Below are 26,854 nucleotides of genomic sequence, written 5' to 3' on the forward strand. Positions count from 1 at the left end.
GTCCGCGGGACCGGGCTCAGCCGGGATCCACGCTCGCGAGGAACTCCGTCAGCAGCGCGGTCACCGCCTCCGGCTGCTCCAGGGTGCTGGAGTGTCCCGCGTCCGGCACCACCTCCAGGCGGGCCCCGGCCACCCCGGCCGCGATCCGTTCGGCGCGGAACGGCGGGGTCGCGGCGTCGTCGGCGCCCACCACGACGAGGGTGGGCACGGAGACCGCGGCCAGTTCCGCGCGGACCGGCTTCCGTGCGGCCACGGCCAGCACCGCCCGCCGGACCGCGGCCCGGTCCAGCCGGCTCAGGCGCCGGGTCCACTCCTCGATCAGCGGACCGCTCGCCGGGGAGGCGAGGAACGCCGGCCCGAACATGAGCGGCAGCACCCGTGACCGTACCGGCGAGATCCCGGCGGCCCGGTAGATCGCGGCCAGCAGCCGGTGGCGGCGCGCCTCGTCCGGCTCCTCCTCGTCGGCGCTGGTGTCCAGCAGCGTCAGGGAACGCAACAGCTCCCCGCGGCGGGCGGCCAGGCGCAGCCCGACGAAACCGCCCATCGACAGGCCGGCGTAGTGCACCGGCCCGGTCCCCAGCTCCTCGACGAGCGCGGCCGTGTCCGCGGTGAGGCTGTCCATGTCATAGCCGTCGCGGGTCGCCGGGGTCTCCCCCTGCCCGCGCCAGTCCAGGGCCACACAGCGGTAGCGCCGCCGCAGCGCGTCGATCTGGTGCCGGAACATCCAGCCGCCGAAGAGCAGCCCGTGCCCGAACAGGACGGTGGGCGCGTCCGGCCGGTCCTCCGGCGCGCCGGTGTCGGTGTAGGCCAGGGTGACGCCGTTGACCCGGAGTGTCGGCATCTGCGCTCCCGTCGGTGGGCGGACCGGGGACGGCGAGGAGGCCCGCACCCCGCCCGTCCCGCCGGTCCTACCCGCCGCGCCGCCCCGGCACGCGCGGGACCTCCGGGGTTGCGGACGCCTCCTCCGCCGAGCGCGCCCGGCGATCAAGCTGGAGCGGAGGGGTCAGACGGAGAGCTGTCCACGCACCCATGCGGGATCGGGGTTGGTGTGCGCCCGGCCCGCCACGACGACGGTCGGCACGGTCTCATCGCCGTCGTTGGCCGCGCGCACCGCTGCGGCTCCCTCCTGGTCACGCCGGATGTCGACCCAGTGCAACCGGCGGGCGCGACGACCCAACCGGATACGCAGTCGCAGACAGTACGCGCAGCCCGGCCGCCAGAAGACGACCGGTCGGCCGTCGGTCGCACTGCGGCGTCGCGCCTCCTCCGCTCCGACCGACCTCGGGAAGAGAAGCGGCGAGTTCACCCCCGCGAGCAGTCCGAACACCAGCAGGAGTGCCGTGGCTGTCCCGGGGCTCCCCTTGGCGATCAGCCCGGCCGCGAGGGCTGCGCCGCCGAGCAGCATCAGCACCGGTGGGATCCAAGCGCGCGTCATGGCCCGCAGGCTACCGGTCGGCAACAGCCGCCCAGGACAGGGAGCCCGGCTCTCAGCGGAACGTGTGGACGACCGCGATCCCGCCGACGATGTGGGCGTTGAAGTCGTCGAGCTCCTCCGCCGGGACCCACAGCTCGAGGATGGTCCGCCCGCCGGCCTGCTGCACCGGGTAGCGGCGGAGAAAACCGCTCTCGATCTCGAACCGGGTGACGTACCCCGCACCGTCGTGCTTGACGTTCCAGTCCCGCGCGATCCGGACGGCGTAGTCCTCGTTCAGCACCGGGTAGAAGAGCGGCTGCCCGGACAGGCGCGGCGGCCAGGCCCGCCACCCCGACTCCCGGACCAGCTCCAGCTCCGCCGGGCCGGCCGGGCGCCACAGGGTCGTCGTCGCGGGGCTGCCGGTCATGGGGACCACTCGCTGCCTGGCTCGGGGGCGGACATCGCGGTACGGAGCCCCGGACCCTACCGACTCCGCAGGTCCCCGGACCAGCGGTTTTCCCTCCGCAGCCCGGGGCTCGCGAAGCCCGGATCAACGCAGGGCGCATACTGGTGGGTGCACGGACTCGGAGACGGGGGGCGAATGAAGCTGGCCGAGGCACTGGTACTGCGCGCGGACGCCATGCGGCGAGTCGAGCAGTTGCGTTCACGCATCATGGGAGCCGCCCGCTACCAGGAGGGCGAGGAACCGTCGGAGGACGCGGGACAGTTGCTCGAGGAGACCCAGCAGGTGCTGGACGAGCTGGAGTCCCTGATCCGCCGCATCAACCGCACGAACGCCACCGTGGACATGGGCGACGACGGCACCCTGACGGACGCCCTCGCACGCCGCGACGTGCTGCGGATGCGGCATTCGATCGTCTCGGCGTCGGCCGACGCCGCCGCGGGGAAGGGCGAGCGCGGCTACGTACGGCAGATGCGCTCGGAGCTGATGATGCTCTCCGCCCTGCCGGTGGCGGACCTGAGGGCGCAGGCCGACGTACTGGCCCGGGAGATCCGCCGGCTCGACATGCGTATCCAGCGGACCAACTGGGAGGTCGACCTGCTGGGCTGAGACGGCAGCCGAAGCGTGAGCAGGTAGCCGTTCCGGAGGCGTGCACACACCGTGGGCCGGCGGTTCTCCGGCTCCTTCTCCTGGTGCGTGAAGAGCAACGCGAGGGGTTCGACTCCCCCTTGACCGTGCAGCTCAGCACGGCGCACAGGTGACGGTGCACAGCGCACAGCTCATCACCGCGTGCAGATCCGGACCGGCGAGGGCGGGCACGGGGCCTCCGCTTCGGCACAGTGACACAGCCTCCGCAAAGCTCTCCGCCGGGCGGCGTGACCGACCTCAGGCCGGCTTGCGCCACACGGAGACGTGTTTCCCGGAGTCCTGGGAGAAGGGCGTCCCGTCCCAGTCCGCGACCCGCCGCTCCAGTCCGAGCCCGGCGATCCGTGCCATCAGGTCGAGCTCCGCCGGCCACGCGTACCGGTGCCGGGAGTTGTCGCGGCGGTAGGCGCCGGTGTCGCCGTCGCGGGCGAAGTGGTGCGAGACGAGTACCTGCTCGACCAGATCGAAGGTGTCGAAGCCGCAATGCCGCTCGGACACGTCGAACGGCACCGCGACCTGCCCGGGCGGAAGGAACCGCAGCGGCGGCACGACCAGCTCGATGACGAACCGGCCGCGGGGCGCCAGGTGACGGGCGGCGTTGCGCAAGCACTCGACCTGCTCGTCCTGTGTGAGCAGGTTGCTGATCGTGTTGTAGACGAGATAGACCAGCGTGAACTCGCCGGGGACCACGGTCGTCGCCATGTCCCCGATGGCGACCGGCAGCGTGGCCTCGTCGACCTTGCGTCGAAGGACCGCAGCCATGTGCGCGGACAGTTCGATCCCGGCCACCGGCACTCCGCGTTCCCGCAGCGGGACGCCCACCCGTCCCGTTCCGATGGCGAACTCCAGCGCCCGGCCGTCTCCGGCGAGCTCCGCGAGGAAGTCGAGAGTCGGCCCGAGAACGGCCGCCGAGGACATCTCCGTCTCGCCGGCGTCGTAGCGTTCGGCGGTCTCACGGGTCCACAGCTCACTGCTCGTCATGGGGCCACTGTGCCGGGAGCGGCGCTCCGTGTCGACGCATTTACCTCCGGGGCGACTTCTGCCCACACGCGCTTCCCCGGAGCTCCGTCGCGCGGGGTGACGCCCCAGCGGTCGGCCAGTTGCGCGACGAGGATGTGGGCCGGGCCCGCTATCCGGCCTTCTTCCGCGACGCCGCCAGACTGGAGCGGGAAGCCGTCGGCCTGCACGTCTACGCCACCCAGGCGGTACGGGGACTGCTGCAGACCGAGGAGTACGCCCGGGCGATGTTGAGGTTGAGGCCACTGCCCGCTGACAGCAAGGCGTTGTTCGGTGCGTCGCGGGACTGAACTGTGCCGTCCCCTCGCCGAAGGGATCGTCCTCGTCGCCGTTCCTTGAGGAGTGGTCGGCCATGTCCTCACGCTCGAACAGCTCCGTGGCGAAGCAGGCCGTGCTGCCCTTGACCCGGCACCAGCGTCACCAAGCAACTTCTCGCACGGTTCCCGGCTCTCGTCCCCCCTGCTTCCTTTCAGTGCCCGGTCACTTCCTCGGGAACGGACGGGCGGTTCTGACAGCCGAAGTCACGCACGAGCACGCGTGTCGAATGCAAAAGATACTTCAGGTGCACCTCGTCACTCGTGTCGCCGGTAAGAGTGTCCTCCATGACCCCCTGTAGAGGCACTTCCCTTTCTTGCCCTTCAGGCGAGTCAGAGACTTTGCATTTGACGTAAATATGGTACTGGGTAGCTACCCCTTGCCGTTCCTTGTAATGTACCAGCTTCACCTCGGAGTTGACCGGGATCACAGTTCGACCAGCCTCCATCCCGATTTCCCTTTCGAAGGGGAAGTCGAAAGGGAAGATGGAGGCGCCATACCGAATTGTCAGATAGTTCTTGCGAGGTGTTTGATCTTGGACCAGGACGCGGCATACCTCAGTGCTACTGAACAATGGTACTTCTTCGCTCTTGGGGTCCCAGACCCGGGCATACTTCTGAAATCGCGAACGGGCGCTCTGTATACTGCCATCACTGCCCAGCGTGGTATCTTGCTGGGTACTTTTTTTGATCCACTCAATGCCGCCCGCACCGAGCAGCCCTTCACATGCTTCCGCTTCCCCGGCAGCGGCCTCCTTCCCATCCGAGCTACACGCTGTCGCCGCAAGCAGCAGAGTCATCAACAAGGAGCCAAAAAGCCCTCGTCGCATACTCAGTGCCCCCTTGAGTTATCAGTGTCCATCTCAAGTGCACCAGCCCTGTATCGCGCCTCGGCATTGAACACATACTTTCGAACTTCATGCGTACTCATTTCCTGGTCCTCCATGTAGTTCAAGAGCGGCACCATGGCGCTGCGCCTTCCCCGATCCTGATGATCCTCGATCGCTGCGATCGCCTGCTGATCATTCGAGTATTCCTTCTCGTCGAGCCAGTCGATCGTTTCTGTTGACATGTGTGTCCCGACCGCTCCCCCAACTGTTTCGAAAGCAAGTGGCACCGCGACTGCTGCTGCAGCACCAGCGGGAACCACCACGCCGGACGCGACGCCCACACCGACACCGACTGCGCTACCGACGACGAATTTCCGCCACTCAGCCTGCTGTTCGAGTGCTTTGTTTCTTGCGGCTTCGTCGTCTGCGTACTGTTCCCCGATACTCTCTGCTCGCGCCTCATCGAGCAGGCCGTGCATTCTGACGCTCCTGTACCCCGCGTACAGGGCGTCGTCCTGATTATCGCCCTGCACAGCAATCAGACTGGTACCATAAAGTTGCTGAGCTGACGACAGGGTGTTGTAGGAATCCTGATCAGAGGCGAGAGCACGCAGGAAATCGACTGTGCCGCGCTGACCGAGATCACGCAGATGACGCTCATCCTTGTTGAAGAGGCCATCTCTATCCGTGAGTTCCCCACTCCCACCCCAATTGGCCGTGGAGTAGTTGAGGCTGTCGATGTGTCCCGCCGCGATGTTCGCCAGGCTGTCCCGGATCCCGGGCTGCCCGTCGATCACGTCGGCCGAGTCGTAGCGCTCTACGATTCGTGAGACCAGGTCGAGCCGGTTCTCTCGCGCTTCGATCTGCTCCGGGGTGTCCAACGGCGGGGAACTCGGACTCTTGTCGTCGTAGGGGTACCCCAGGGTGGCGGACTCCAGGGCATGACCGAGATTGTCATAACCCATGGGCTTCCCCTCGTCGTCCAACGGCCAGTCCCGGGCGTCGTCGCCGTCCCCCACGAGGTAGTCGAAGTTGCTGACCTCGTCCTCACCCTCACCAGTGGACTTGCCAAAGAATTCCACCGAGGCTTCCGGGTTGTGTCCGAGGGCGTCCATGAATCCGGCGAACGGGTCGTTGGGGTTCTCGTCGGGCGGATACGTCAGGCTGGTCGTGTCCCGCCACAGCGCATCGGGGTCGGCCCCGTGTTCACGCTCGTACTTCACCAGCTCCTGACCGTAGTCGTGGAGAAACTCCGTATCGAACTTCCCCTTGTGCATCAGGCTGCTCGCGACCTGGAATCCCTTCGGCCCCAGGGGAAGGTCGGGGTCGACGGGGAACGTCTTGCTCCCGGCCGCGATGACTTCGCGCTTCCACGCCTCCATCTGCGGGCTGTCGCTGTGGGAGGCGTTGGCGAGGGCCATGCTCAGGTTGTCCTGCACATGCGCCAGGACCTTTGCCCTGTCACCTTCGACGGCACCACCGGGGGGAGCGGCCAGATCCCGCCAGAACTGGAGAGTCCCCTCACCGCCCAGGCCGACGGCGAAGGTCTCGGTGAAGCCGGGGTTGTCCCGCTGGTCCCTCAGCGTCTCGTTGAAGCGGGCCAGTTTCTCCTCGCTCCACTCGTCGACGTTCCCCTTGGCGATCTGCTCGTTCCAGTACCGGGCGTCCGCCTCTCCCTGCCGGCGGTCGGCTTCCGCGACGATCTCCGGGCCCCGGTCGGTGAAGTCGTACTTGTTCTTCGCCAGAGCACGGAGTGCTCGAGCAACGATCCGGTCCGTCTCGGCAGCCTCCCAGAGGATTCTGTCGATCCGTTCCTGGGCGGCGTCCAGTTGTTGCTGGGTCGGCCGTTGCACGTCGGCGTCGCCCGCCACGTGGGGAGGCGGGCTCGCATCGACGACTCCGCCCTTGCCGTTGACGTAGATGTTCTGCTTCGCCAGTTCGTCGATGGCCGTGCGCAGGTCGCTCTTGTACTGGGTGAACTCGGTGTGCGCACCGCGCAGTAGACCCAGAACGCTCTTCGCTGCGGCGGCAGCATCATCGAACTGAGCTGCGGTCTTCGTCACGAACTGCCGGGTCACCGTGGCGTTGAGACCCTTCCAGTCCGCCGCCTCGGCCTCCTTCTTGAGGCCCGCCGCGCTGACGTCCCCGTCTCCGCCGTCGGCGAGCTTCTCCAACCGGCCGTGCATCGTCTCCCAATCGTCCACGGCCGTCTTCAGGCTTCCCAGGCGCAGGTCTTCCAGCTCTTCAACGGTCAGCATGTCCGCCATGAGTGCACCAGTCCGTTTGTTCGCATGTCGTGGGATGCCTGGGGTGACTACTGGAGGTAGTCGTTGATGCGCGAGACGGTCATCAGCTCACCCGCCGCGTTGCGCATACCGGTGGCGATGTCCGCTTCGTCCTTGGCGTGCTCGGCACGGGAGTAGTCGAGGTGGTTGGAGATGTGAGCGCACGCCTCCTTGAGGGTCTGCACCTGGGTGTTCCACGCGTCGTGCAGTTCGGTGAGTGCGGAGCCGGTGTCCAGTCCGTCGTTGAACAGGTCGACCGCAGCCTGGTGCGTGCTCGGCCGGGCATGGTCACCGTGGACACGCAGCCGCTCCCGCAGGTCGTAGGCCATGTTCCCGAGCTTGCCCAACTGGTCGTCGTGCACGGCCAGGTCCGCGCCTCCACCTCCCCCTTCGGCAGGGGCCTGGTTGAGCTGCATGTGCGTCGACTGCTTCGCCGCGGCCTCGGCCTTGATCTGCTCCCACTCTTCCCACGCCATCCGGCGCGCCCCCTCCGTAGATATGCCGATCGGACAGCCGTCTGCCACCCGCCTGACCTCGAACACTTCTATCACGGTGCGTATGTGACCGCTGTGCGGGGCGTCACCCCTGGCTCTGGCGCGGCGTTCGGCGGACCACACTGCCCCGCTTGGGGCGGGCTGCACGGCCGGTACGGCATGGGCGGCGCGGTGGAGGAGAAAGGGGCGTGCGAGGGGCGGAGGCGCGTGACGGCGACGCCGTCCGGAGAATTCCGCGCTCCCCCGCGCGCCCGGGGCGTACTTCATTGACTTCCCAGTTCGGAGCCTTTCGCTCCGTCGATCGAGCAGCGCACATCTCTGCCGCAAGGCCGTGTGCCGACGTAGCCGGCCCGGAACCGGCAAGCGGCGCCGCATTCTTCATACGATCCGAAGTATCAGTGTGGTATTGCGCATTCCCGATGATCTGTTGCTCACTCGGTGCGTGCGCTTCACCTCCTGTTCCGGGCTCCGGATGGGCCCGGACATGGCCGACCTCGCAGGCCGGTTCCCGGCCGGCGTCGGCCGGGAGGCGGCGGCAGAGACCCGAACTGAGGAGACGTCATGAAGAAGTCATACGAGGCACCGACGCTCGCCCGGCTGGGTTCCTACCGGAAGAAGACCGGCTTCCTCCAGAAGAACGGCAACGACCGGCTGCTCCTGAGCAAGAACTGAAGGACGAGGGCTCGTTGATCCGACGCCATGCCTGAAACGCACGCCAGTGCGGGGCCGGGCCGCGGCGACGCGCATTTCGCGGTCTTTCCCGACTGCGCGGATGCCGCCGTCGTGGCCCGCTCCTTCGCCCACCCCGGAACACGCACGCTCCCCCACCCCTCGGGACGGCCCTGGCTGATCGGCCGGTGGCACGACGAGGAGATCGTCACCGCCCGCGCCGGCACCGCGGCGCTCGCCGCCGTCGGCTGCTGCCCGGTCGACGCCGCCGAACTGGAGCACCGCGCGGCCCGGTTGCGCGACCTCGCGGAACTCGACGCGCTTGCCCGCACGCTCCCTGGCAGCTTCCATCTGGTGGCCGCGCTGGACGGACGGCTCCGGTTCCAGGGCACCGCGTCCGGTCTGCGGCTTGTCTTCCACGCGACCGTCGACGGGGTCCAGGTGGCCGCCACCAGCGCCGACGTGCTCGCCGCCGAACTCGGCGCCGGACCGGACGAGGAACAACTGGCGGTCCGGCTCCTCTGGCCGGTCCCACACCCACTGGCCGAGACCCCGGTCTGGCGCGGGGTCCACGCCGTGTCCCCGTGGGAAGCGCTGCTCGTCGGGCCGGACGGGCGGAGCGTGCGACGGTCACGCTGGTGGGCGCCGCCGGAGCCCACCCGGTCGCTCGCCGACGGCGCCCCCGCGGTCCGGGAGGCTCTCACCGACGCCGTCGACGCACGCACCCGGCAGGGCGGCGTGGTCAGCTCCGATCTGTCCGGCGGGCTGGACTCCACCTCCGTCTGCTTCCTCGCCGCCCGCTCCCCGGCCCGGATCCTCGCGGCCACCTGGCCGGGTCGCGATCCCGCCGACACGGACCTGTACTGGGCCGAGAAGGCCGCCGGGTTCCTACCGGAAGTCGAGCACGTCGTCTGGGACGCCCAGGCCTCACCCCTGGTCTACACGGACCTGCTCGACATCGACGACCTCCTGGACGAGCCCACCATCGGGGTCATGGACCGCTCCCGGGTGCTGCACCATCTGCCCGCTCTCGCGGCCCGCGGCAGCCGCCTCCATCTGACCGGCATCGGGGGCGACCACGTCGCCTGGTGCTCGGAGGCGTACTACCACCGTCTGCTGCGCACCCGCCCGCTGTTCGCCCTGCGGCAGCTCCGTGGCTTCCGGGCGCTGTGGGAGTGGCCGCTCGGCGGCACGGTACGGGCCCTGGCCGACTCCCGCCCGTACGGGAAGTGGCTGGCAGACGGCGCCCGGCGGCTGCGCGACCCGCTGCCGCCGCCGGTCAGCAGCGGACTCGGCTGGGGCGTTCCCCCGCGCCTGTTCGACTGGGTGACCCCGGAGGCCGAACGGACAGCGCGGCGGGCCCTGTGCGAGGCGGCCGCGACCGCGGAGCCGCTGCACCCGGACCGCGGCCTGCACAGCGACCTGGAACAGATCCACTCCTGCACCCGCATCATCCGGCAGTGGGACCGGATGGCGGCCCGTGCCGGAGTGCCCATGGCGTCCCCCTTCTTCGACGACCGCGTGATCGAGACGTCCCTCGCGGTCCGTCCGAGCGAGCGGGTGACCCCCTGGCGGTACAAGCCGCTGCTCACGGCCGCCATGCAGGGTGTCGTACCCGAGGAGTGCCTGCGGCGCTCCGACAAGGCGCAGGCCGCCATGGACGCCTCCGACGGGCTGCGCGAGCACCGGGCCGACCTGCTGACCCTGTGGGAGGACTCGGAGCTCGAACGGCTCGGACTGGTGGACGGGAGGAAGCTGCGCCGGCTCGCCCGCAGGCCCGCCACGCCGGGGCTGGGCGACGCGATCCTGTACTCGACCATCGCCGCCGAGGTGTGGCTGCGCGGTCTCTCCCGCGGGAAAGGAGCCCGGACCTCCGCCCGGCCCTGACCCGCCACCGGCTCCCCGCCCGACCGGTCCGCCCGGGACGCCAGGGACGCCCACACCGCGACGACCCCGGCAGACCCGGCTCGCCCGGGCCGCCCGCAGACGGCAGAAAGGCACCGACCATGGCATTGCGGCTCCGTCCCGACATCTCCACCGCGGAGACCGAGTACGGCACGGTCCTCCTCGACGAGCGCAGCGGACACTACTGGGAGCTCAACCCCACCGGCACCCTGGTGATCCGGAAACTGCTGGCCGGCGCCGACGAGGCCGCCGCAGCCGACGCGCTCGTCGCGCAGTACGACGTCGATCCCGCCGATGCGGCCGAGGACGTCGCCGCCCTGGTACAGGAACTGCGCACCGCGGGGCTGGCGGCATGACGACGCCGAGCGCGCTGGACCGGCCCACCGGGGTCCCCCGCACCGCACGGCTGGCCGCCCGCCTCGTCCTGGTGCCCGCCCTGGTCCTGTCGCTGCTGCCGCCACGCCGCATCCGTACGGTGCTGTGTCTGATACGCCGTGGAGCCGCACCGGCCTCCACCGCGCAGGCCCGGCGCGCGCGGGACGCGATGTGTGCGGTGAGTCTGCGCTGCGCCGGGCCGCGCGGATGCCTGCCCCGTTCGCTGGGCGCCGCGCTGCTGTGCCGGCTGTGGGGCAGCTGGCCCACCTGGTGCACAGGGGTACGCGTGGTGCCGCCCTTCACGGCGCACGCCTGGGTCGAGGCGGCGGGCCGGCCCGTCGGGGAGGGTGTGCCGGACGACTACTTCAGCCGGCTGATGGCGGTCGGCCCGGTGACCGGCAGGACGCACGCGCCGGACCCGCCGGACCCGCCGGACCCGCCGGCCGCGCGGGACACGCCGCCCACGCGGGGCGGCGGCCCGGAGGCGACGGACGCGACGGCCGGACGACCGGAGGCGACGACCGGAGGACCGGACGAGCACGGCGGCGACAGCCAGGGATGAAGCGCCGGTCCCCGTGCGGCGCTGCGTCCGCGGACGCGCGGGGCGGCGGCCGCGGTGGTCCGGCGGACGTCGTCCTTCGCGGCCGGACGCCCCTGCCGGACGCGTCTGCCGAACGTCCCGCCGCGGGAGCGGCACTCCTGCGGCGGGACGGCGGAGCGGGCGTCAGCGGCCGCGCAGGGTGCGGTAGTCGGCGACCAGGCGGGCGGTGGAGGCGTCCAGTCCGGCCACCTCGGCGCCCTCGGTGAGGGCGGGCTCCACCCGCTTGGCGAGGACCTTGCCCAGCTCGACGCCCCACTGGTCGAAGCTGTCGATGTCCCAGACGGCCCCCTGCACGAACACCTTGTGCTCATAGAGGGCGATGAGCTGCCCCAGCACCGCGGGGGTCAGCTCGGGGGCGAGGATTGTGGTGGTGGGGCGGTCGCCGGGGAAGGTACGGTGCGGCACCTGCTCCTCGGGGACGCCCTCGGCGCGCACCTCGTCGGCCGTCTTGCCGAAGGCGAGCGCCTGCCCCTGGGCGAAGAGGTTGGCCATCAGCAGGTCGTGCTGGGCGGAGAGCGGCCCGAGGCCGGGGGTGGGGCGGGCGAAGCCGATGAGGTCGGCGGGGATCAGCCGGGTGCCCTGGTGGAGAAGCTGGAAGTAGGCGTGCTGGCCGTTGGTTCCGGGGGTGCCCCAGACGACCGGGCCGGTCTGCCAGTGCACCGGGCGGCCCTGCCGGTCGGTGGACTTGCCGTTGGACTCCATGTCGAGCTGCTGGAGGTAGGCGGTGAAGCGCGACAGGTAGTGGGAGTACGGCAGCACGGCGTGGGACTGGGCGTCGTGGAAGTCGCCGTACCAGATGCCGAGGAGGCCGAGCAGGAAGGGGGCGTTGGCCTCGGGCGGCGCGGTGCGGAAGTGCTCGTCCATCCGCCGGAAGCCGTCGAGGAGTTCGCGGAACCGGTCCGGGCCGACGGCGATCATCAGGGAGAGCCCGATGGCCGAGTCGAAGGAGTAGCGGCCGCCAACCCAGTCCCAGAACTCGAACATGTGCCCGGGGTCGATGCCGAACCGCTCGACCTCGGCGGTGTTCGTCGACAGGGCGACGAAGTGCTGGGCCACCGCCGTGGAGTCCGCGTCCGCGCCCAGGGCGTCGAGCAGCCACTGCTTGGCCGCTCGCGCGTTGGCGAGCGTCTCCAGCGTGGTGAAGGTCTTGGAGGCGACGACGAAGAGGGTCTGCTCGGCGTTCAGCCCCTGGAGCGCCTCGTGCAGGTCGGCGCCGTCGACGTTGGAGACGAAGCGGACGTCCAGGTCCCGCCGGGTGTAGGGGCGCAGGGCCTCGTACGCCATGGCAGGCCCGAGGTCGGAGCCGCCGATGCCGATGTTGACGACGGTCCGGATCGGGCGGCCGGTGTGGCCCACCCACCGGCCCTCGCGCACGGCGTCGGCGAAGCCGCTCATCCGGTCGAGCACTGCGTGCACCTTCGGCACGACGTTCTCGCCGTCCACCTCGATCACGGCGTCGCGCGGGGCGCGCAGTGCTGTGTGCAGCACGGCGCGGTCCTCGGTGACGTTGATCCGCTCGCCGCGGAACATGGCGTCCCGCAGCTCCGCGACGCCGGTCGCCGCGGCGAGTTCGCGCAGCAGCCGGAGGGTCTCGTCGGTGACGAGCTGCTTGGAGTAGTCCAGCAGGAGGTCGCCGGCCTGCAGCCGGTACCGCTCGGCGCGCCCGTCGTCCTGGGCGAAGAGGTCCCGCAGCCGCACCTCCCCGAGTTCCTCGCGGTGCTTGGCCAGTGCGTGCCACTCGGGCCTCTGGTCGAGCCGGGTGCGGCGCTCCGCGTTCGTCTGCAAGGTCAGCCCATTCTTCTCGTACGTCCCCGCCGTAGACCAACCTAAAGGATCGACGGCCCCGTCGCGCACCGCACTCGGGTGCGCGGCGGGGCCGTCACCGGGAATTCCGCCACCGGAGGGCGCCGCGTCAGATCTCGCCGCGGAGCTTGGCGAGGGCCTCCGCGAGGATCGCCTCGCCGTCGGCGTCGCTGCGCCGCTCCCGCACGTAGGCGAGATGGGTCTTGTACGGCTCCGTGCGCGGCGGGTCCGGCGGGTCGTCCGGGTCCTTGCCCGCCGGAAAGCCACATCGCGGGCAGTCCCAGGTGTCCGGAATCTGCGCGTCACTGGCGAAGCTCGGCTGGGTCTCGTGCCCGTTCGAACACCAGAAGGAGATGCGCAGGCGTGGCGCGGACTCGCCCCGCTCCGCCTCGCCCATCGGCCCCGCGCCGACCCGGCTGCCCCGGATCGCGTTGCCACTTGCCACGGTCGTAACTCCCTGCCTCACGGTGCTGCGGCGCTGCGGGGGTACAGCTCCGCTGCGGGCCCCGGTCTGTGCAGGGCCCAACGCGCCTCCGGCGGCCGGAGTTACCGAGTCGGCCACGGAGCGCGAGCCTCATGATAGGCCGCGCGCCCGCGCCGCCCCAGGGTGTCAGGTGTCGAACTTCATCAGCAGGCCGAGCACGACGATGATGCCGACCCAGATCAGGCCCACGACGACGGTGATGCGGTCGAGGTTGCGTTCGGCGACGGAGGAGCCGCCGACGGAGGACTGCATGCCGCCGCCGAACATGTCGGAGAGGCCGCCGCCCTTCCCCTTGTGCATCAGCACGAGCAGCATCAGCAGCAGGCTGAAGACGATGAGGGCGATAGAGAACCCCATGACCACGGCTGGACCAACTCTCTCGGACGGTGGCGGAACGATGACGGTTGTGCGGGTTGTGCACGAGGGTGGCGAGGACGGACGGTACTACGGATCGTCCTGCCGGTGCGGGGGCCGGGACCGTTCCCGGCCCCCGCCAGGGTACGACGAGCGGTCACCCGGCGTCACTCGGCGCCGGAGGGATCACTCCCCGCCGGACGGCTCACTGCTCGCGGAACCGGACGATCTTCACGAACTCGTCCGCGTCCAGCGAGGCGCCGCCGATCAGGGCGCCGTCCACATCGGGCTGGCTCATGATCGCGGCGACGTTGCCGGACTTCACGGAGCCGCCGTACTGGATGCGGACGCCGGCGGCCAGTTCCTCGTCGTACAGCTCGGCCAGCCGGCCGCGGACGGCCTGGCAGACCTCCTGCGCGTCCTCGGGGGTGGCGACCTCGCCGGTGCCGATGGCCCACACCGGCTCGTAGGCGATCACGATGCTCCGTGCCTGGTCGGCGGGGATGTCCCGGAGGGCGCCGTCGAGCTGGGCGAGGGTGTGCGGGACGTGCTCGCCGGCCTTGCGGACCTCCAGGCCCTCCCCGACGCAGAGGATCGGGGTGAGGCCGTGCCGGTAGGCGGCCTGGACCTTGGCGTTGCAGGAGGCCTCGTCCTCGCCGTGGTACTGGCGGCGCTCCGAGTGGCCGATGACCACGTAGGTGCAGTTCAGCTTGGCGAGCATGGCACCGGAGACCTCCCCGGTGTAGGCGCCGCCGTCGTGGGCGGAGAGGTCCTGGGCGCCGTACTTGATCTTCAGCTTGTCGCCGTCGATCAGGGTCTGCACGGACCGCAGGTCGGTGAACGGCGGCAGGACGGCGACCTCGACGGCGTCGTAGTCCTTGTCGGCGAGGGCGAAGGCGAGCTTCTGGACGTGGGCGATGGCCTCGAGGTGGTTGAGGTTCATCTTCCAGTTGCCGGCCATCAGGGGCGTGCGGCTCATGAGTGTGTCAGTCCTCCAGTGCGGCGAGGCCGGGGAGCGTCTTGCCCTCGAGGTACTCGAGGCTGGCGCCGCCACCGGTCGAGATGTGACCGAAAGCGTTCTCGTCGAAACCCAGGGTGCGGACGGCGGCGGCGCTGTCCCCGCCGCCGACGACGGTGAAGCCCTTGCTCTCGGCGAGCGTACGGGCGACGGCGCGGGTGCCCTCGGCGTAGTCGGGATGCTCGAAGACGCCCATCGGGCCGTTCCAGAAGACGGTCTCCGCGTCGGCGACCTTCGAGGCGAAGAGCTCGCAGGTCCGCGGGCCGATGTCCAGGCCCTGCCGGTCCGCCGGGATGGCGTCGGCGTCCACGACGACGTGCTCGGAGGGGGCCTTGCCCGCCAGGTCGGGGAACTCGGCGGCGGCGCGCACGTCGACCGGCAGCACCAGCTCCACGCCCTCCCGCTCGGCCCGCTCCAGGTAGGCCCGGACGGCGGGGATCTGGTCCTCCTGGAGCAGCGAGGAGCCGATCTCGTAGCCCTTGGCCTTGAGGAAGGTGTAGGCCATGCCGCCGCCGATGAGCAGGCGGTCGGCCTTGCCGAGGAGCTGGTCGATCACGGCCAGCTTGTCGGAGACCTTCGCCCCGCCCAGGATGACGGCGTACGGCCGCTTCACGTCCTCGGTGAGCTGCCTCAGCACCCCGACCTCGCCGGCGATCAGGCCGCCGGCGGCGTGCGGCAGCCGGGCGGGGAGGTCGTAGACGGAGGCGTGCTTGCGGTGCACCGCGCCGAAGCCGTCGCCGACGTAGAGGTCGGCGAGGCCGGCCAGCTCGTCGGCGAAGGCGCCGCGCTCGGCGTCGTCCTTGCTGGTCTCGCCGGCGTTGAAGCGGAGGTTCTCCAGCAGCGTGACCCCGCCGTCGGCCATGGCGCCGACGGTGGCCTTCGCGCTGTCCCCCACCGTGTCGGCGGCGAAGGCGACCTCCGTGCCGAGGAGCTCGCCGAGCCGACGGGCGACCGGGGCGAGCGAGTACTGCGGGTCCGGGGCGCCCTTGGGGCGGCCCAGGTGGGAGGCGACGACCACGCGGGCGCCGGCCCCGGCCAGCGTGCGGATCGTCGGGACGGCGGCGCGGATGCGGCCGTCGTCGGTGATGGTGTCCCCGGCGAGCGGGACGTTGAGGTCGGCGCGGACGAAGACCCGCTGCCCGGCGACCTGGAGATCGTCGATCGTCTTCATGGGGTGGACTCCTTGGATCAGGCCCGGCACGGGCCAGGGCCCGCGGGCGCGTCATCGCGCTCCACGAGCCCTGGCCGTGTCATCTCTCGGCGCTGTGGTCGCGGACGGTCAGAGCTTGCCGCCCACGAAGACGGTGAGGTCGACGAGGCGGTTGGAGTAGCCCCACTCGTTGTCGTACCAGCCGACGATCTTGACCTGCTTGCCCTGGACCATGGTCAGGGAGGAGTCGAAGGTGCAGGAGGCGGGCCAGTTGACGATGTCCGAGGAGACCAGCGCGTCCTCGGTGTACTCGAGGATGCCCTTGAGCTGGCTCTCGGCGGCCTTCTGGAAGGCGGTGTTGACCTCTTCCTTGGTGACCTCGCGGTCGAGCTCGATGACGAGGTCGGTGACCGAGCCGGTCGGCACCGGGACGCGCATGGCGATGCCGTCCAGCTTGCCCTTGAGCTGCGGGAGCACCAGGGCGGTGGCCTTGGCGGCGCCGGTCGAGGTCGGGATGATGTTCTGCGCGGCGGCGCGGGCCCGGCGCAGGTCCTTGTGCGGGAAGTCCAGGATGCGCTGGTCGTTGGTGTAGGCGTGCACGGTCGTCATCAGGCCGCGGACGATGCCGAAGCTCTCGTCCATCACCTTGGCCATCGGCGCCACGCAGTTGGTGGTGCAGGAGGCGTTGGAGATGACGTGGTGCGTCGCGGGGTCGTACTGGTCCTGGTTGACCCCCATGACCACCGTGATGTCCTCCTCCTTGGCCGGGGCCGAGATGAGGACCTTCTTCGCGCCGGCGGCGAGGTGCTTGGCCGCGTCGTCACGCTTGGTGAAGATGCCGGTGGACTCGACGACGATGTCGGCGCCGAGCTCGCCCCAGGGGAGCTGGGCGGGGTCCCGCTCCGCCATGGTCTTGAAGGTCTGGTTGCCCACCGTGATGGTGTCCTCGGTGTGGCTGACCTCCTGCTTCAGGCGGCCGAGGATCGTGTCGTACTTCAGCAGGTGGACCAGGGTTGCGTTGTCGGTCAGGTCGTTGACACCGACGATCTCGACGTCCGCTCCCTGCTCCAGGAGCGCGCGGAAGTAGTTGCGACCGATGCGGCCAAAGCCATTGATGCCTACGCGGATCGTCACGAACCGATCTCCTCGTTGGTACGCCGGCAGGACACCGGCGATGCTGTTTGGGATGTCCCCGACCACTTCCGACCCTACCGCGCCGTGCGCCCCACGGTGACATCGGATCGCGCCGCGCGCCGGGCCCCCGGACCAGGTGCCGCGACGGGCTCCGTCAGCCGCCGACCATTTCCTCCGTGAGGTTCGACTCCGTACCGGGAATGCCCAGGTCGGAGGCGCGCTTGTCGGCCATGGCGAGCAGCCGGCGGATGCGCCCGGCGACGGCGTCCTTGGTCAGCGGCGGGTCGGCGAGCGCCCCGAGCTCCTCCAGCGAGGCCTGCTTGTGGTCCATGCGCAGCCGGCCGGCGGCGGCGAGGTGCTCCGGCACGTCGTCGCCGAGGATCTCCAGGGCCCGCTGCACCCGGGCGCCCGCGGCGACCGCGGCCCGCGCGGAGCGGCGCAGGTTGGCGTCGTCGAAGTTGGCGAGCCGGTTGGCCGTGGCACGCACCTCGCGGCGCATCCGGCGCTCCTCCCAGGCGAGCACCGACTCGTGCGCGCCGAGCCGGGTGAGCAGCGCGCCGATGGCGTCGCCGTCCCGCACCACGACCCGGTCGACGCCGCGCACCTCCCGGGCCTTCGCGCCGATCTGCAGCCGCCGGGCAGCCCCGACCAGGGCCAGCGCGGCCTCCGGGCCGGGGCAGGTGACCTCCAGGGAGGAGGAGCGGCCGGGCTCGGTGAGCGAGCCGTGGGCCAGGAAGGCGCCGCGCCAGGCGGCCTCCGCGTCGCAGGTGGCCCCCGAGACCACCTGCGGGGGCAGGCCCCGGATGGGACGCCCGCGGCCGTCGACGAGGCCGGTCTGCCGGGCGAGCTGGTCGCCGCCCGCGACCACCCGTACGACGTAGCGCGAGCCGCGGCGGAGCCCGCCGGGGGCCATCACCACGAGGTCGGAGGCGTGCCCGAAGATCTCCAGGATGTCCTTGCGGAGCCTGCGGGCGGCGATGCCCGTGTCCAGCTCCGCCTCGATCACGATGCGCCCGCTGACCAGGTGCAGGCCGCCCGCGAACCGCAGGAGAGACGAGACCTCGGACTTCCGGCAGCAGGTCCGGGTGACGGGGAGCCGGGAGATTTCGTCCTTCACCGCTGCCGTCATCGCCATGGGCCGATCCTTCCATGCATCCGAAAAATACGGTCGTACGCGGCTGCCAGCAGCTCCGGATCGTGCCGGGGCGCGTCCTGTGCCGCGACCCGGGCGAGCTGCACGGTCGCCCCGAGACGCTCCGCGGCCTCCCGGAGACGTGCCTCGTCCGGCACCGCGTCCTCGTCGGCCAGCACCACGTCGAAGGTGAGTTTAGGGGCGTGTCGCCCCAAAACCTCCACATGACGCTGCGGAGAGAAGCCGTCCGTCTCGCCCGGTTGGGGTGCGAGGTTGAGCGAGAGGACCCGGCGGGCCCTGGTCTCCTGGAGGGCGTCCCGCAGCTCGGGCACCAGCAGGTGCGGGATGACGGACGAGAACCAGCTCCCGGGTCCGAGCACCACCCAGTCCGCGTCCAGCACCGCCGCCACCGCCTCCGGGACGGCGGGCGGGTCCGGCGGCACGAGCTTGACCTGCCGGACCTCCCCCGGGGTGAGCGCCACCGTGGCCTGGCCGCGTACGGTGCTCATCGCCTCCGGGGCCGCCGGGTCGTGGCCGCGCACCCGGGCCTGGAGTTCCAGAGGCACGGCGGACATGGGCAGCACCCGTCCGTGCGCGCCGAGCAGCCTGCCGACCAGGTCGAGGGCCTGCACGTGGTCGCCGAGCTGCTCCCAGAGCGCGACGATCAGCAGATTGCCGACGGCGTGGTCGTGCAGGTCGCCGCGGCTGGAGAAGCGGTGCTGGATGACCTCGGCCCAGGTACGGCCCCAGTCGTCGTCCCCGCAGAGCGCGGCCAGCGCCTTCCGCAGATCGCCCGGGGGCAGCACGCCCAGCTCGTGGCGGAGCCGCCCGCTGGAGCCGCCGTCGTCGGCGACGGTGACCACGGCCGTGAGATCGCCGGTGATCCGGCGCAGCGCCGTGAGCGAGGCGGACAGGCCGCGGCCGCCGCCGAGGGCGACGACCTTGGGCTGGGTGCCGCGCCGCATGGCCTGGCCGCCGACGAACCGCCGCAGCCGTATGGTCCTGCGGGGCATTACTCGCGTCCCATGTCCCGGTGCACGACCACCGTCTCCACGCCCCCGTCGGAGAGCCGGCGGGCCAGCCGCTCGGACATGGCGACGGAGCGGTGCTTGCCGCCGGTGCAGCCGACGGCGACGGTGACGTACCGCTTGCCCTCACGGCGGTAGCCGGCGGCGATGAGCTGGAGCAGCTCGGTGTAGCGGTCGAGGAACTCCTTGGCGCCGGGCTGGTTGAAGACGTAGCCGGAGACCTCTTCGTTGAGGCCGGTGAAGGGCCGCAGCTCGGGCACCCAGTGCGGGTTGGGCAGGAAGCGGCAGTCCACCACCAGGTCGGCGTCGACGGGCAGGCCGTACTTGTAGCCGAAGGACATCACGGTGGCCCGCAGCTCGGGCTCCTCTTCGCCGGCGAACTGGGCGTCGAGCTTGGCGCGCAGCTCGTGCACGTTGAGGCTGGAGGTGTCGATCACCAGGTCGGCGTCGCCGCGGAGCTCACGCAGCAGGTCCCGCTCGGCGGCGATGCCGTCCACGATCCGCCCGTCGCCCTGCAGCGGGTGCGGGCGGCGGACCGACTCGAAGCGGCGGACCAGGGCGTCGTCGGAGGCCTCCAGGAAGACGACCCGGCGGGTCACCTGCTTGGCGTCCAGGTCGCAGAGGGACTCCTTGAGGTTGTCGAAGAAGCGCCGTCCGCGCACGTCGACGACGACGGCGATGCGGGCGACGTTGCCCTGCGAGCGGGCGCCGAGGTCGACCATGGTGGGGATCAGCGCCGGCGGCAGGTTGTCCACCACGAACCAGCCGAGGTCCTCCAGGCACTTCGCCGCCGTGCTCCGGCCGGCCCCGGACATCCCGGAGATGATCACCAGTTCGGGGATCGTGGTGTCCTCGGCCTCCGCCGCCTTGCCCGTGCTCACCTGTGCTCCGTCTCCGTGCTCACCGTGCGCCGCCTGCTCCGCACGTGCCGTGTCCGCCGGGCGGTGTCCCCGCCCGGGCCCGTCCTGCTCGTGTGCTCTGTCCATGGTGGCCGTCCCCCGGCTCTCACCGGTCGTCGTCTTCCACGATCTCACCCGTGGCGGTGTTGACCGCGGGTCCGGCGGGCGTGGCGCCGGCCAGTGCGGCGGCGACGGTCTCGGCCGTCTTGCGGCCCACCCCGGGCACCTCGCAGAGCTGTTCGACGGTGGCGGCTCGCAGCCGCTTGACCGAGCCGAAGTGCTTGATCAAAGCCTGTTTCCGGGTCTCGCCGAGGCCGCGCACGTCGTCCAGCGGTCCGGAGCGGAGCGCCTTGCCGCGCTTACTGCGCTGGTAGCGGATGGCGAAGCGGTGTGCCTCGTCGCGGACCCGCTGGAGGAGGTAGAGCCCTTCACTCGTACGGGGGAGGACGACGGGGTCGTCCTCGGCGGGCAGCCAGACCTCCTCCAGCCGCTTGGCCAGGCCGCACACGGCGACGTCGTCGACGCCCAGCTCGTCCAGGGCGCGGCGGGCCGCGGCGACCTGCGGCGGGCCGCCGTCGACGACGAGGAGCTGCGGCGGGTAGGCGAACTTCTTCGGCCGGCCCTCCTCGTCCCGGGTGTGCGGGCCCTCGTCGGCCTCCGGCCACTCGCCCGTCCGCTGCCGCTCCTGGAGGTAGCGCCGGAAGCGGCGGCTCACGACCTCGTGCATGGCGCGGACGTCGTCCTGCCCGGCGAACGACCTGATCTGGAAGCGTCGGTACTCGCTCTTGCGGGCGAGGCCGTCCTCGAAGACGACCATGGAGGCCACCACGTCCTCGCCCTGCAGGTGGGAGACGTCGAAGCACTCGATGCGCAGCGGCGCGGCCTCCAGGTCCAGCGCCTCCGCGATCTCCTCCAGGGCGCGGGAGCGGGTGGTCAGGTCGGAGGCGCGCTTGGTCTTGTGCAGCGCCAGGGCCTGCTGGGCGTTGCGCCCGACGGTCTCCAGCAGGGCGCGCTTGTCGCCGCGCTGCGGAACGCGCAGGTCCACCGCGGAACCGCGCCGCCCGGCGAGCCACTGGGCTATCGGCTCGACCGGGTCGGGCACCGCGGGCACCAGGACCTCCCGGGGCACGGCGTCGCCGGTCTCCTCGCCGTAGAGCTGCTGGAGGGCGTGCTCGACGAGCTCGGCGGTGCCGATCTCCTCCACCTTGTCGGTGACCCAGCCGCGCTGGCCGCGGACCCGGCCGCCACGCACGTGGAAGATCTGCACGGCCGCCTCCAACTGGTCCTCGGCGACGGCGAGCAGGTCGGCGTCGGTGGCGTCGGTGAGCACCACCGCGTTCTTCTCCATGGCGCGGCGCAGCGCCTCGATGTCGTCCCGCAGCCGGGCGGCCCGCTCGTACTCCATCTCCTCGGCCGCCTCCCGCATCCGGCGCTCCAGCCGCTTGAGGTGGGCGCCGGTGCGGCCGGCCATGAAGTCGCAGAACTCCTCGGCGAGCGCCCGGTGGTCCTCGGGGCTGATACGGCCGACGCAGGGCGCCGAGCACTTGTCGATGTAGCCCAGCAGGCAGGGCCGGCCGACCTGGGCGGAACGCTTGAAGACGCCGGCGGAGCAGGTGCGGACGGGGAAGACGCGCAGCAGCAGGTCGACGGTCTCGCGGATGGCCCAGGCGTGGGCGTACGGGCCGAAGTAGCGCACGCCCTTCCGCTTGGGGCCGCGCATCACCTGGACGCGGGGGAACTCCTCGTTCAGGGTGACGGCGAGCGAGGGGTAGCTCTTGTCGTCGCGGTACTTGACGTTGAACCGGGGGTCGTACTCCTTGATCCAGGAGTACTCGAGCTGGAGCGCCTCCACCTCGGTGGAGACGACCGTCCACTCCACGGAGGCGGCGGTGGTGACCATGGTGCGGGTGCGCGGGTGCAGCCCGGAGAGGTCCTGGAAATAGCTGGCCAGCCGCTGCCGCAGGCTCTTCGCCTTCCCGACGTAGATCACCCGGCGGTGCGCGTCACGGAAGCGGTAGACCCCCGGGGAGTCGGGGATCTCTCCCGGCTTGGGACGGTAGCTGGACGGGTCGGCCATGGGCACACCCTACTTCCGCGCGGTGACGGTCCGTGGGGGCCGGTGGGGCCGCCGGTGAGGGCTGCGGGGCGCCGCCGGGGCGGCGCCCCGGCGGTCACCAGCCGCGTTCGCGCCACTCCGCCAGGTGCGGGCGTTCGTTGCCGAGTGTGGTGTCGGCGCCGTGCCCGGGGTAGACCCAGGTCTCGTCCGGGAGCCGGCCGAAGAGCTTGGTCTCCACGTCGTGCAGCAGGCTGCGGAAGTGCTCGGCGTCGCCGAAGGTGTTGCCGACGCCGCCGGGGAAGAGGCAGTCGCCGGTGAAGAGATGCGGGTGCCCGTGCGGGTCGTCGTAGACCAGGGCGATGGAGCCGGGGGTGTGTCCGGTCAGGTGGCGGGCGGTCAGCTCGATCCGGCCGAAGGTCACGGTGTCGCCGTCCTCCAGCGGCACGTCGGTGGGCACCGGGATGCCCTCGGCGTCGTACCGGCCGGCGTAGGTCCGGGCGTCGGTCGCCTGCACGACGGTGTCCAGGGCCTGCCAGTGGTCGCCGTGCCGGTGCGTGGTGACGACGGCGGCGATGCCGTCCTCACCGATGAGCCGCAGCAGGGTGTCCGGGTCGTTGGCCGCGTCGATCAGGAGCTGCGTGCCGGTGTCCCGGCAGCGCAGCAGGTAGGCGTTGTTGTCCATCGGGCCGACCGCGACCTTGGAGATCATCAGGTCGGCGAGCTCGTGCACGTCGGCGGGTCCGCCGACCTTCACCGCTCCGCTGTATGCCATGGCGCTCACCTTAGGACGCGGGTCACAGGGTGGGCAGGACCGGCAGCGGGGCGTCCGCGGACAGGCCGCTGCCGGTGGTGCGGCCGGTGAGCCACCCCATCAGGGCCACCGGGCTGCCGGTGACGACCACCGGGTCGCCGCCGGGGGCCCCGGTGCGCCAGGTGCGGCCGTCCTCGGCACGCAGCTCGATCCCGCCGGTGAGGTCCGGGTGCCCGGCGAAGCGCCGGACCATGTTCTCCAGCTCCCGGTCCACGAAGGTGCCGGGCAGATCGTCCAGGGTGTAGCCGATGCCGAGGTCGACGTGGTGCAGGTCGACCTCGATCCAGCGCCGGAAGGGAAGGGCGGCGGCGGTGTCCCGGACGCCGTTGCGCAGCTCGACGGTGCGCCGCCAGGACTCCTCGCTCTGGGCGGCGAAGGCGCCGTCGAGGCGGTGTGCGGTGGCGGTCACGTCCTCGAGCTGGGCGGCGAGCGGGCGCGGGGCGCCGGCCTCGATGTCGGCGTCCCGGGCCGCGGCGCTCGCGTACATGGGCCGGCCGGCCAGCACGTTCACCAGGGCGTCGGCGTTCCGGGCGAGGTGGGCGAGCACGTGGCCGCGGGTCCAGCCGGGGAGCAGGGAGGGGGCCTCGACGGTGGCGTCGTCCAGCTTCGCCACGGCGGTGAGGAGGCGGTCGGTGGCCTCCCGCAGTAGGTCGGTGTCCCGTGCGGGGTCCCATGTCAGGGCGTCCTGAGCAGGCGAGGTCATGATCCAAACCTATCGGTACGACACCTTCGAGTGAAGGTCTCCGGGAAGACCCGTAAAATCGAATGCCCGTACGATACGCTGCGCTCCCGGGTATCCGCGTCCCATCCGCACGGCGCTGCCCATACCCTGGGCCGTGGGCATTCGCCCTGTCCGTCCACATCCGAAAGGTCTCTACCGGCGTGGCCGACCGTCTCTTCGTCCGTGGCGCTCGCGAGCACAACCTCAAGAACGTCTCCCTCGACCTGCCCCGCGACTCCCTCATCGTCTTCACCGGGCTCTCCGGGTCGGGGAAGTCCTCGCTCGCGTTCGACACGATCTTCGCCGAGGGGCAGCGCCGCTATGTCGAGTCGCTGTCCGCCTACGCGCGCCAGTTCCTGGGGCAGATGGACAAGCCCGATGTGGACTTCATCGAGGGCCTGTCCCCCGCGGTCTCCATCGACCAGAAGTCGACCTCGCGGAATCCCCGTTCGACGGTGGGCACGATCACCGAGGTCTACGACTACCTGCGGCTGCTCTTCGCACGCATCGGGAAGCCGCACTGCCCCGAGTGCGGCCGGCCCATCGCCCGGCAGTCCCCGCAGGCCATCGTGGACAAGGTGCTCGGGCTGGAGCCCGGCAGCCGCTTCCAGGTGCTCTCCCCGCTGGTGCGCGAGCGCAAGGGCGAGTTCGTCGACCTCTTCAACGATCTCCAGACCAAGGGGTACAGCCGGGCCCGGGTGGACGGGCGCACGGTGCAGCTCTCCGACCCGCCGAAGCTGAAGAAGCAGGAGAAGCACACCCTCGAGGTGGTCGTGGACCGCCTCACGGTGAAGGAGAGCGCCAAGCGGCGGCTCACGGACTCGGTGGAGACCGCGCTCGGGCTCTCCGGCGGCATGGTCATCCTGGACTTCGTCGACCTGGACGAGGACGACCCGCAGCGCGAGCGGATGTTCTCCGAGCACCTCTACTGCCCGTACGACGACCTCTCCTTCGAGGAGCTGGAGCCGCGCTCCTTCTCCTTCAACTCTCCCTTCGGCGCCTGCCCGGACTGCACCGGCATCGGGACCCGGATGGAGGTCGACCCCGAGCTGATCGTCCCGGACGAGGACCGCTCGCTGGACGAGGGCGCCATCCACCCCTGGTCGCACGGGCACACCCGGGAGTACTTCGGGCGGATCGTCGGCGGCCTGGCCGACGCCCTGGGCTTCCGTACGGACATCCCCTGGGCCGGGCTGCCGGCCCGCGCCCGCAAGGCACTGCTGCACGGCCACCGCACCCGGATCGAGGTGCGCTACCGCAACCGCTACGGGCGCGAGCGGGCCTACACCACGGCCTTCGAGGGCGCCGTGCCGTTCGTGCGGCGGCGGCACCAGGAGGCGGAGACCGACAGCAGCCGGGAGCGCTTCGAGGGCTACATGCGCGAGGTGCCCTGCCCCACCTGCGACGGGACCCGGCTGAAGCCGATCGTGCTCGCGGTGACGGTGCAGGGCCGGTCGATCGCGGACGTCTCCGCGATGTCGATCAGCGAGTGCGCGGACTTCCTGCGCGAGCTGACCCTCACCGACCGGGAGAAGACCATCGCCGAGCGGGTGCTGAAGGAGGTCAACGAACGGCTGCGCTTCCTGGTCGACGTGGGCCTGGACTACCTCTCGCTGAACCGTGCCGCGGGCACCCTCTCCGGCGGCGAGGCACAGCGCATCCGGCTCGCCACGCAGATCGGCTCCGGGCTGGTCGGCGTCCTCTACGTGCTGGACGAGCCGTCGATCGGGCTGCACCAGCGGGACAACCACCGGCTGATCGAGACCCTGGTGCGGCTGCGCGACCTCGGCAACACCCTGATCGTGGTGGAGCACGACGAGGACACCATCACCACCTCGGACTGGGTGGTCGACATCGGACCGGGCGCCGGCGAGCACGGCGGCCGGGTGGTGCACAGCGGTCCGCTGGAGAAGCTCCTGGTCAACGAGGAGTCGGTGACCGGCGACTACCTCGCCGGGCGGAAGGTCATCCCGACCCCGTCCGAGCGCCGCCCCGCGGAGCCGGAGCAGCGGCTGACCGTGCGCGGGGCGCGGGAGAACAACCTGCGGGACATCGACGTCGCCTTCCCCCTGGGGGTGCTCACCGCCGTCACCGGCGTGTCCGGCTCCGGCAAGTCGACGCTGGTCAACGACATCCTCTACACCCACCTCGCCCGCGAGCTGAACGGCGCCAAGACGGTGCCGGGCCGGCACACCCGGGTGGAGGGCGACGACCTGGTCGACAAGGTGGTGCACGTCGACCAGTCCCCCATCGGCCGTACGCCGCGCTCCAACCCGGCGACCTACACCGGCGTCTTCGACCGCATCCGGAAGCTCTTCGCGGAGACCACCGAGGCCAAGGTGCGCGGCTACCAGCAGGGCCGCTTCTCCTTCAACGTCAAGGGCGGCCGCTGCGAGAACTGCTCCGGCGACGGCACCATCAAGATCGAGATGAACTTCCTGCCGGACGTGTACGTGCCCTGCGAGGTCTGCCACGGCGCCCGCTACAACCGGGAGACCCTGGAGGTGCACTACAAGGGCAAGTCCATCGCCGAGGTGCTGGACATGCCCATCGAGGAGGCGCTGGACTTCTTCGGCGCGGTGCCCGCCATCGCGCGCCACCTGCGCACCCTGACCGACGTCGGACTGGGGTACGTCCGGCTCGGGCAGCCGGCGCCGACGCTCTCCGGCGGCGAGGCGCAGCGGGTGAAGCTCGCCAGCGAGCTGCAGAAGCGCAGCACCGGCAGCACGGTGTACGTGCTCGACGAGCCCACCACCGGGCTGCACTTCGACGACATCCGCAAGCTGCTGACGGTGCTCTCCGGGCTCGTCGACAAGGGCAACACGGTGATCGTCATCGAGCACAACCTCGATGTGATCAAGACCGCCGACTGGATCGTGGACATGGGCCCCGAGGGCGGCAGCGGCGGCGGCCTGGTGATCGCCGAGGGCACCCCGGAGCAGGTGGCCGCGGTGCCGAGCAGCCACACCGGCAAGTTCCTGCGGGAACTGCTGGGCGACCGGGTGACCGACGCGGACGCCCCCGCGGCCGGGACGGCCGTCTCGGGGCGGCCCGCGGCGAAGGGAGCCGCGCCGAGCGCGAAGGGCACGAAGGGGACGAAGAGCACCGCGAAGAAGGCGGCCGGCAAGGCGGCGGTCGCGCGCCGGCGCTGACCACCGGCCGTCGCCGCCGGCGGGCCGCCGTGACCCGGCGGCCACGGCGCGCGTGACGGTGCGGCCCCGAGCAGGGGGCACCGGCGCCGCCGGTCCGCCG

Annotated in this window: 24 protein-coding genes and 2 pseudogenes; 7 read left to right on the top strand and 19 right to left on the bottom strand. The window is 71.1% G+C overall.

Translation table 11 applies throughout. The annotated features are described in order from the left end of the window. Positions 1-16: 16 nt before the first annotated feature. The 3 genes from HOY81_RS09880 to HOY81_RS09890 form a co-directional block, all read right to left on the bottom strand. Complete coding sequence (locus HOY81_RS09880) at positions 17-841, bottom strand: alpha/beta fold hydrolase (protein WP_237319885.1); 825 nt, start codon at positions 839-841, stop codon at positions 17-19. Positions 842-1,003: 162 nt separating this feature from the next. Then, positions 1,004-1,435: a glutaredoxin domain-containing protein gene (locus HOY81_RS09885; RefSeq protein WP_237319886.1), complete on the bottom strand. Its 432-nt coding sequence runs from the start codon at positions 1,433-1,435 to the stop codon at positions 1,004-1,006. Between the two features lie 52 nt (positions 1,436-1,487). After that, positions 1,488-1,841, bottom strand: a complete 354-nt coding sequence (locus HOY81_RS09890; RefSeq protein WP_237319887.1) for a hypothetical protein — start codon at positions 1,839-1,841, stop codon at positions 1,488-1,490. A gap of 174 nt (positions 1,842-2,015) precedes the next feature. Between HOY81_RS09890 and HOY81_RS09895 the strand changes: the two genes are divergently transcribed. After that, positions 2,016-2,486 carry a DIP1984 family protein gene (locus HOY81_RS09895; protein ID WP_237319888.1) on the top strand — a complete coding sequence of 157 codons (471 nt, stop codon included), beginning with the start codon at positions 2,016-2,018 and terminating at the stop codon, positions 2,484-2,486. Positions 2,487-2,762: 276 nt separating this feature from the next. Here the strand turns inward: HOY81_RS09895 and HOY81_RS09900 are convergent, their stop codons facing one another. Beyond that, positions 2,763-3,503 (bottom strand): class I SAM-dependent methyltransferase, encoded by a 741-nt coding sequence (locus HOY81_RS09900; protein WP_237319889.1) that lies wholly within the window; start codon positions 3,501-3,503, stop codon positions 2,763-2,765. Between the two features lie 128 nt (positions 3,504-3,631). Between HOY81_RS09900 and HOY81_RS09905 the strand changes: the two are divergent. Then, a pseudogene (locus HOY81_RS09905) lies at positions 3,632-3,787 on the top strand (Scr1 family TA system antitoxin-like transcriptional regulator); the annotation flags it as partial. A 221-nt stretch (positions 3,788-4,008) separates the two neighbouring features. Here the strand turns inward: HOY81_RS09905 and HOY81_RS09910 are convergent. Genes HOY81_RS09910 through HOY81_RS09920 form a run of 3 tightly spaced genes read right to left on the bottom strand, consistent with a single transcriptional unit; the run spans position 4,009 to position 7,444 of the window. After that, complete coding sequence (locus HOY81_RS09910) at positions 4,009-4,653, bottom strand: hypothetical protein (RefSeq protein ID WP_237319890.1); 645 nt, start codon at positions 4,651-4,653, stop codon at positions 4,009-4,011. Positions 4,654-4,685: 32 nt separating this feature from the next. Continuing rightward, a complete protein-coding gene (locus HOY81_RS09915) occupies positions 4,686-6,950 on the bottom strand; it encodes a DUF6571 family protein (RefSeq protein WP_237319891.1) in 2,265 nt (754 codons plus the stop codon). Between the two features lie 47 nt (positions 6,951-6,997). Then, complete coding sequence (locus HOY81_RS09920; protein ID WP_237319892.1) at positions 6,998-7,444, bottom strand: hypothetical protein; 447 nt, start codon at positions 7,442-7,444, stop codon at positions 6,998-7,000. Positions 7,445-8,023: 579 nt separating this feature from the next. Between HOY81_RS09920 and HOY81_RS09925 the strand changes: the two genes are divergently transcribed. From HOY81_RS09925 to HOY81_RS09940, 4 genes and pseudogenes are all read left to right on the top strand, one after another. Further along, positions 8,024-8,134 carry a keywimysin-related RiPP gene (locus HOY81_RS09925; RefSeq protein WP_237319893.1) on the top strand — a complete coding sequence of 37 codons (111 nt, stop codon included), beginning with the start codon at positions 8,024-8,026 and terminating at the stop codon, positions 8,132-8,134. A gap of 27 nt (positions 8,135-8,161) precedes the next feature. Further along, a complete protein-coding gene (locus HOY81_RS09930; protein WP_237319894.1) occupies positions 8,162-10,018 on the top strand; it encodes a lasso peptide isopeptide bond-forming cyclase in 1,857 nt (618 codons plus the stop codon). A 119-nt stretch (positions 10,019-10,137) separates the two neighbouring features. Next, entirely contained in the window at positions 10,138-10,392 is a 255-nt protein-coding gene (locus HOY81_RS09935) for a lasso peptide biosynthesis PqqD family chaperone (RefSeq protein WP_237319895.1), read from the top strand. Continuing rightward, positions 10,389-10,805, top strand: a pseudogene (locus tag HOY81_RS09940) (lasso peptide biosynthesis B2 protein); the annotation flags it as partial. The gene HOY81_RS09935 and the pseudogene HOY81_RS09940, both read left to right, overlap by 4 nt. A gap of 330 nt (positions 10,806-11,135) precedes the next feature. On the opposite strand, the gene pgi reads toward HOY81_RS09940, so the two are convergent. From pgi to HOY81_RS10000, 12 genes are all read right to left on the bottom strand, one after another. Continuing rightward, a complete protein-coding gene (gene pgi, locus HOY81_RS09945; protein WP_237319896.1) occupies positions 11,136-12,797 on the bottom strand; it encodes a glucose-6-phosphate isomerase in 1,662 nt (553 codons plus the stop codon). 127 nt (positions 12,798-12,924) lie between these two features. After that, positions 12,925-13,260: an RNA polymerase-binding protein RbpA gene (locus HOY81_RS09950; protein ID WP_308340971.1), complete on the bottom strand. Its 336-nt coding sequence runs from the start codon at positions 13,258-13,260 to the stop codon at positions 12,925-12,927. A gap of 165 nt (positions 13,261-13,425) precedes the next feature. Further along, positions 13,426-13,656 (bottom strand): preprotein translocase subunit SecG, encoded by a 231-nt coding sequence (gene secG / locus HOY81_RS09955; protein WP_237319897.1) that lies wholly within the window; start codon positions 13,654-13,656, stop codon positions 13,426-13,428. Positions 13,657-13,858: 202 nt separating this feature from the next. After that, a complete protein-coding gene (gene tpiA, locus HOY81_RS09960; protein ID WP_237319898.1) occupies positions 13,859-14,632 on the bottom strand; it encodes a triose-phosphate isomerase in 774 nt (257 codons plus the stop codon). A gap of 7 nt (positions 14,633-14,639) precedes the next feature. Next, positions 14,640-15,842, bottom strand: coding sequence for a phosphoglycerate kinase (gene pgk / locus HOY81_RS09965; protein ID WP_237319899.1), 1,203 nt, complete (start codon positions 15,840-15,842; stop codon positions 14,640-14,642). A gap of 108 nt (positions 15,843-15,950) precedes the next feature. Then, the gene (gene gap, locus HOY81_RS09970; RefSeq protein ID WP_237319900.1) at positions 15,951-16,955 is read right to left on the bottom strand and encodes a type I glyceraldehyde-3-phosphate dehydrogenase; all 1,005 of its coding nucleotides are present in this window, start codon (positions 16,953-16,955) and stop codon (positions 15,951-15,953) included. 154 nt (positions 16,956-17,109) lie between these two features. Further along, positions 17,110-18,090, bottom strand: a complete 981-nt coding sequence (gene whiA / locus HOY81_RS09975) for a DNA-binding protein WhiA (RefSeq protein ID WP_237319901.1) — start codon at positions 18,088-18,090, stop codon at positions 17,110-17,112. Further along, positions 18,081-19,100: a uridine diphosphate-N-acetylglucosamine-binding protein YvcK gene (yvcK, locus tag HOY81_RS09980; protein WP_237319902.1), complete on the bottom strand. Its 1,020-nt coding sequence runs from the start codon at positions 19,098-19,100 to the stop codon at positions 18,081-18,083. The genes whiA and yvcK overlap by 10 nt, the downstream gene beginning before the upstream one ends. Further along, on the bottom strand, positions 19,100-20,101 hold the full coding sequence (gene rapZ, locus HOY81_RS09985) for an RNase adapter RapZ (protein WP_237319903.1): 1,002 nt from the start codon (positions 20,099-20,101) through the stop codon (positions 19,100-19,102). Before rapZ ends, yvcK begins: the two co-directional genes overlap by 1 nt. A 19-nt stretch (positions 20,102-20,120) precedes the next feature. Next, complete coding sequence (uvrC, locus tag HOY81_RS09990; protein WP_237319904.1) at positions 20,121-22,091, bottom strand: excinuclease ABC subunit UvrC; 1,971 nt, start codon at positions 22,089-22,091, stop codon at positions 20,121-20,123. A gap of 94 nt (positions 22,092-22,185) precedes the next feature. Then, positions 22,186-22,842, bottom strand: coding sequence for an MBL fold metallo-hydrolase (locus HOY81_RS09995; RefSeq protein ID WP_237319905.1), 657 nt, complete (start codon positions 22,840-22,842; stop codon positions 22,186-22,188). 22 nt (positions 22,843-22,864) lie between these two features. Next, the gene (locus HOY81_RS10000) at positions 22,865-23,584 is read right to left on the bottom strand and encodes a maleylpyruvate isomerase family mycothiol-dependent enzyme (protein WP_237319906.1); all 720 of its coding nucleotides are present in this window, start codon (positions 23,582-23,584) and stop codon (positions 22,865-22,867) included. A gap of 179 nt (positions 23,585-23,763) precedes the next feature. On the opposite strand from HOY81_RS10000, the gene uvrA reads away from it, so the two are divergent. Then, positions 23,764-26,754, top strand: a complete 2,991-nt coding sequence (gene uvrA, locus HOY81_RS10005; protein ID WP_237319907.1) for an excinuclease ABC subunit UvrA — start codon at positions 23,764-23,766, stop codon at positions 26,752-26,754. Positions 26,755-26,854 lie beyond the last annotated feature (100 nt).

Origin of the sequence: Streptomyces sp. JJ36, from assembly GCF_021696945.1 — a bacterium.
GTDB lineage: Bacteria > Actinomycetota > Actinomycetes > Streptomycetales > Streptomycetaceae > Streptomyces.

Coding starts and splice junctions, on each gene's coding strand:
- HOY81_RS09900 (WP_237319889.1), bottom strand. CDS start 3,503: ATGACGAGCAGTGAGCTGTGGACCCGTGAGACCGCCGAACGCTACGAC.
- HOY81_RS09885 (WP_237319886.1), bottom strand. CDS start 1,435: ATGACGCGCGCTTGGATCCCACCGGTGCTGATGCTGCTCGGCGGCGCA.
- HOY81_RS09880 (WP_237319885.1), bottom strand. CDS start 841: ATGCCGACACTCCGGGTCAACGGCGTCACCCTGGCCTACACCGACACC.
- HOY81_RS09915 (WP_237319891.1), bottom strand. CDS start 6,950: ATGGCGGACATGCTGACCGTTGAAGAGCTGGAAGACCTGCGCCTGGGA.
- HOY81_RS09890 (WP_237319887.1), bottom strand. CDS start 1,841: ATGACCGGCAGCCCCGCGACGACGACCCTGTGGCGCCCGGCCGGCCCG.
- HOY81_RS09930 (WP_237319894.1), top strand. CDS start 8,162: ATGCCTGAAACGCACGCCAGTGCGGGGCCGGGCCGCGGCGACGCGCAT.
- HOY81_RS09925 (WP_237319893.1), top strand. CDS start 8,024: ATGAAGAAGTCATACGAGGCACCGACGCTCGCCCGGCTGGGTTCCTAC.
- HOY81_RS09920 (WP_237319892.1), bottom strand. CDS start 7,444: ATGGCGTGGGAAGAGTGGGAGCAGATCAAGGCCGAGGCCGCGGCGAAG.
- HOY81_RS09935 (WP_237319895.1), top strand. CDS start 10,138: ATGGCATTGCGGCTCCGTCCCGACATCTCCACCGCGGAGACCGAGTAC.
- secG (WP_237319897.1), bottom strand. CDS start 13,656: ATGGGGTTCTCTATCGCCCTCATCGTCTTCAGCCTGCTGCTGATGCTG.
- pgk (WP_237319899.1), bottom strand. CDS start 15,842: ATGAAGACGATCGACGATCTCCAGGTCGCCGGGCAGCGGGTCTTCGTC.
- HOY81_RS09995 (WP_237319905.1), bottom strand. CDS start 22,842: ATGGCATACAGCGGAGCGGTGAAGGTCGGCGGACCCGCCGACGTGCAC.
- whiA (WP_237319901.1), bottom strand. CDS start 18,090: ATGGCGATGACGGCAGCGGTGAAGGACGAAATCTCCCGGCTCCCCGTC.
- HOY81_RS10000 (WP_237319906.1), bottom strand. CDS start 23,584: ATGACCTCGCCTGCTCAGGACGCCCTGACATGGGACCCCGCACGGGAC.
- yvcK (WP_237319902.1), bottom strand. CDS start 19,100: ATGCCCCGCAGGACCATACGGCTGCGGCGGTTCGTCGGCGGCCAGGCC.
- rapZ (WP_237319903.1), bottom strand. CDS start 20,101: ATGGACAGAGCACACGAGCAGGACGGGCCCGGGCGGGGACACCGCCCG.
- HOY81_RS09910 (WP_237319890.1), bottom strand. CDS start 4,653: ATGACTCTGCTGCTTGCGGCGACAGCGTGTAGCTCGGATGGGAAGGAG.
- tpiA (WP_237319898.1), bottom strand. CDS start 14,632: ATGAGCCGCACGCCCCTGATGGCCGGCAACTGGAAGATGAACCTCAAC.
- uvrC (WP_237319904.1), bottom strand. CDS start 22,091: ATGGCCGACCCGTCCAGCTACCGTCCCAAGCCGGGAGAGATCCCCGAC.
- HOY81_RS09895 (WP_237319888.1), top strand. CDS start 2,016: ATGAAGCTGGCCGAGGCACTGGTACTGCGCGCGGACGCCATGCGGCGA.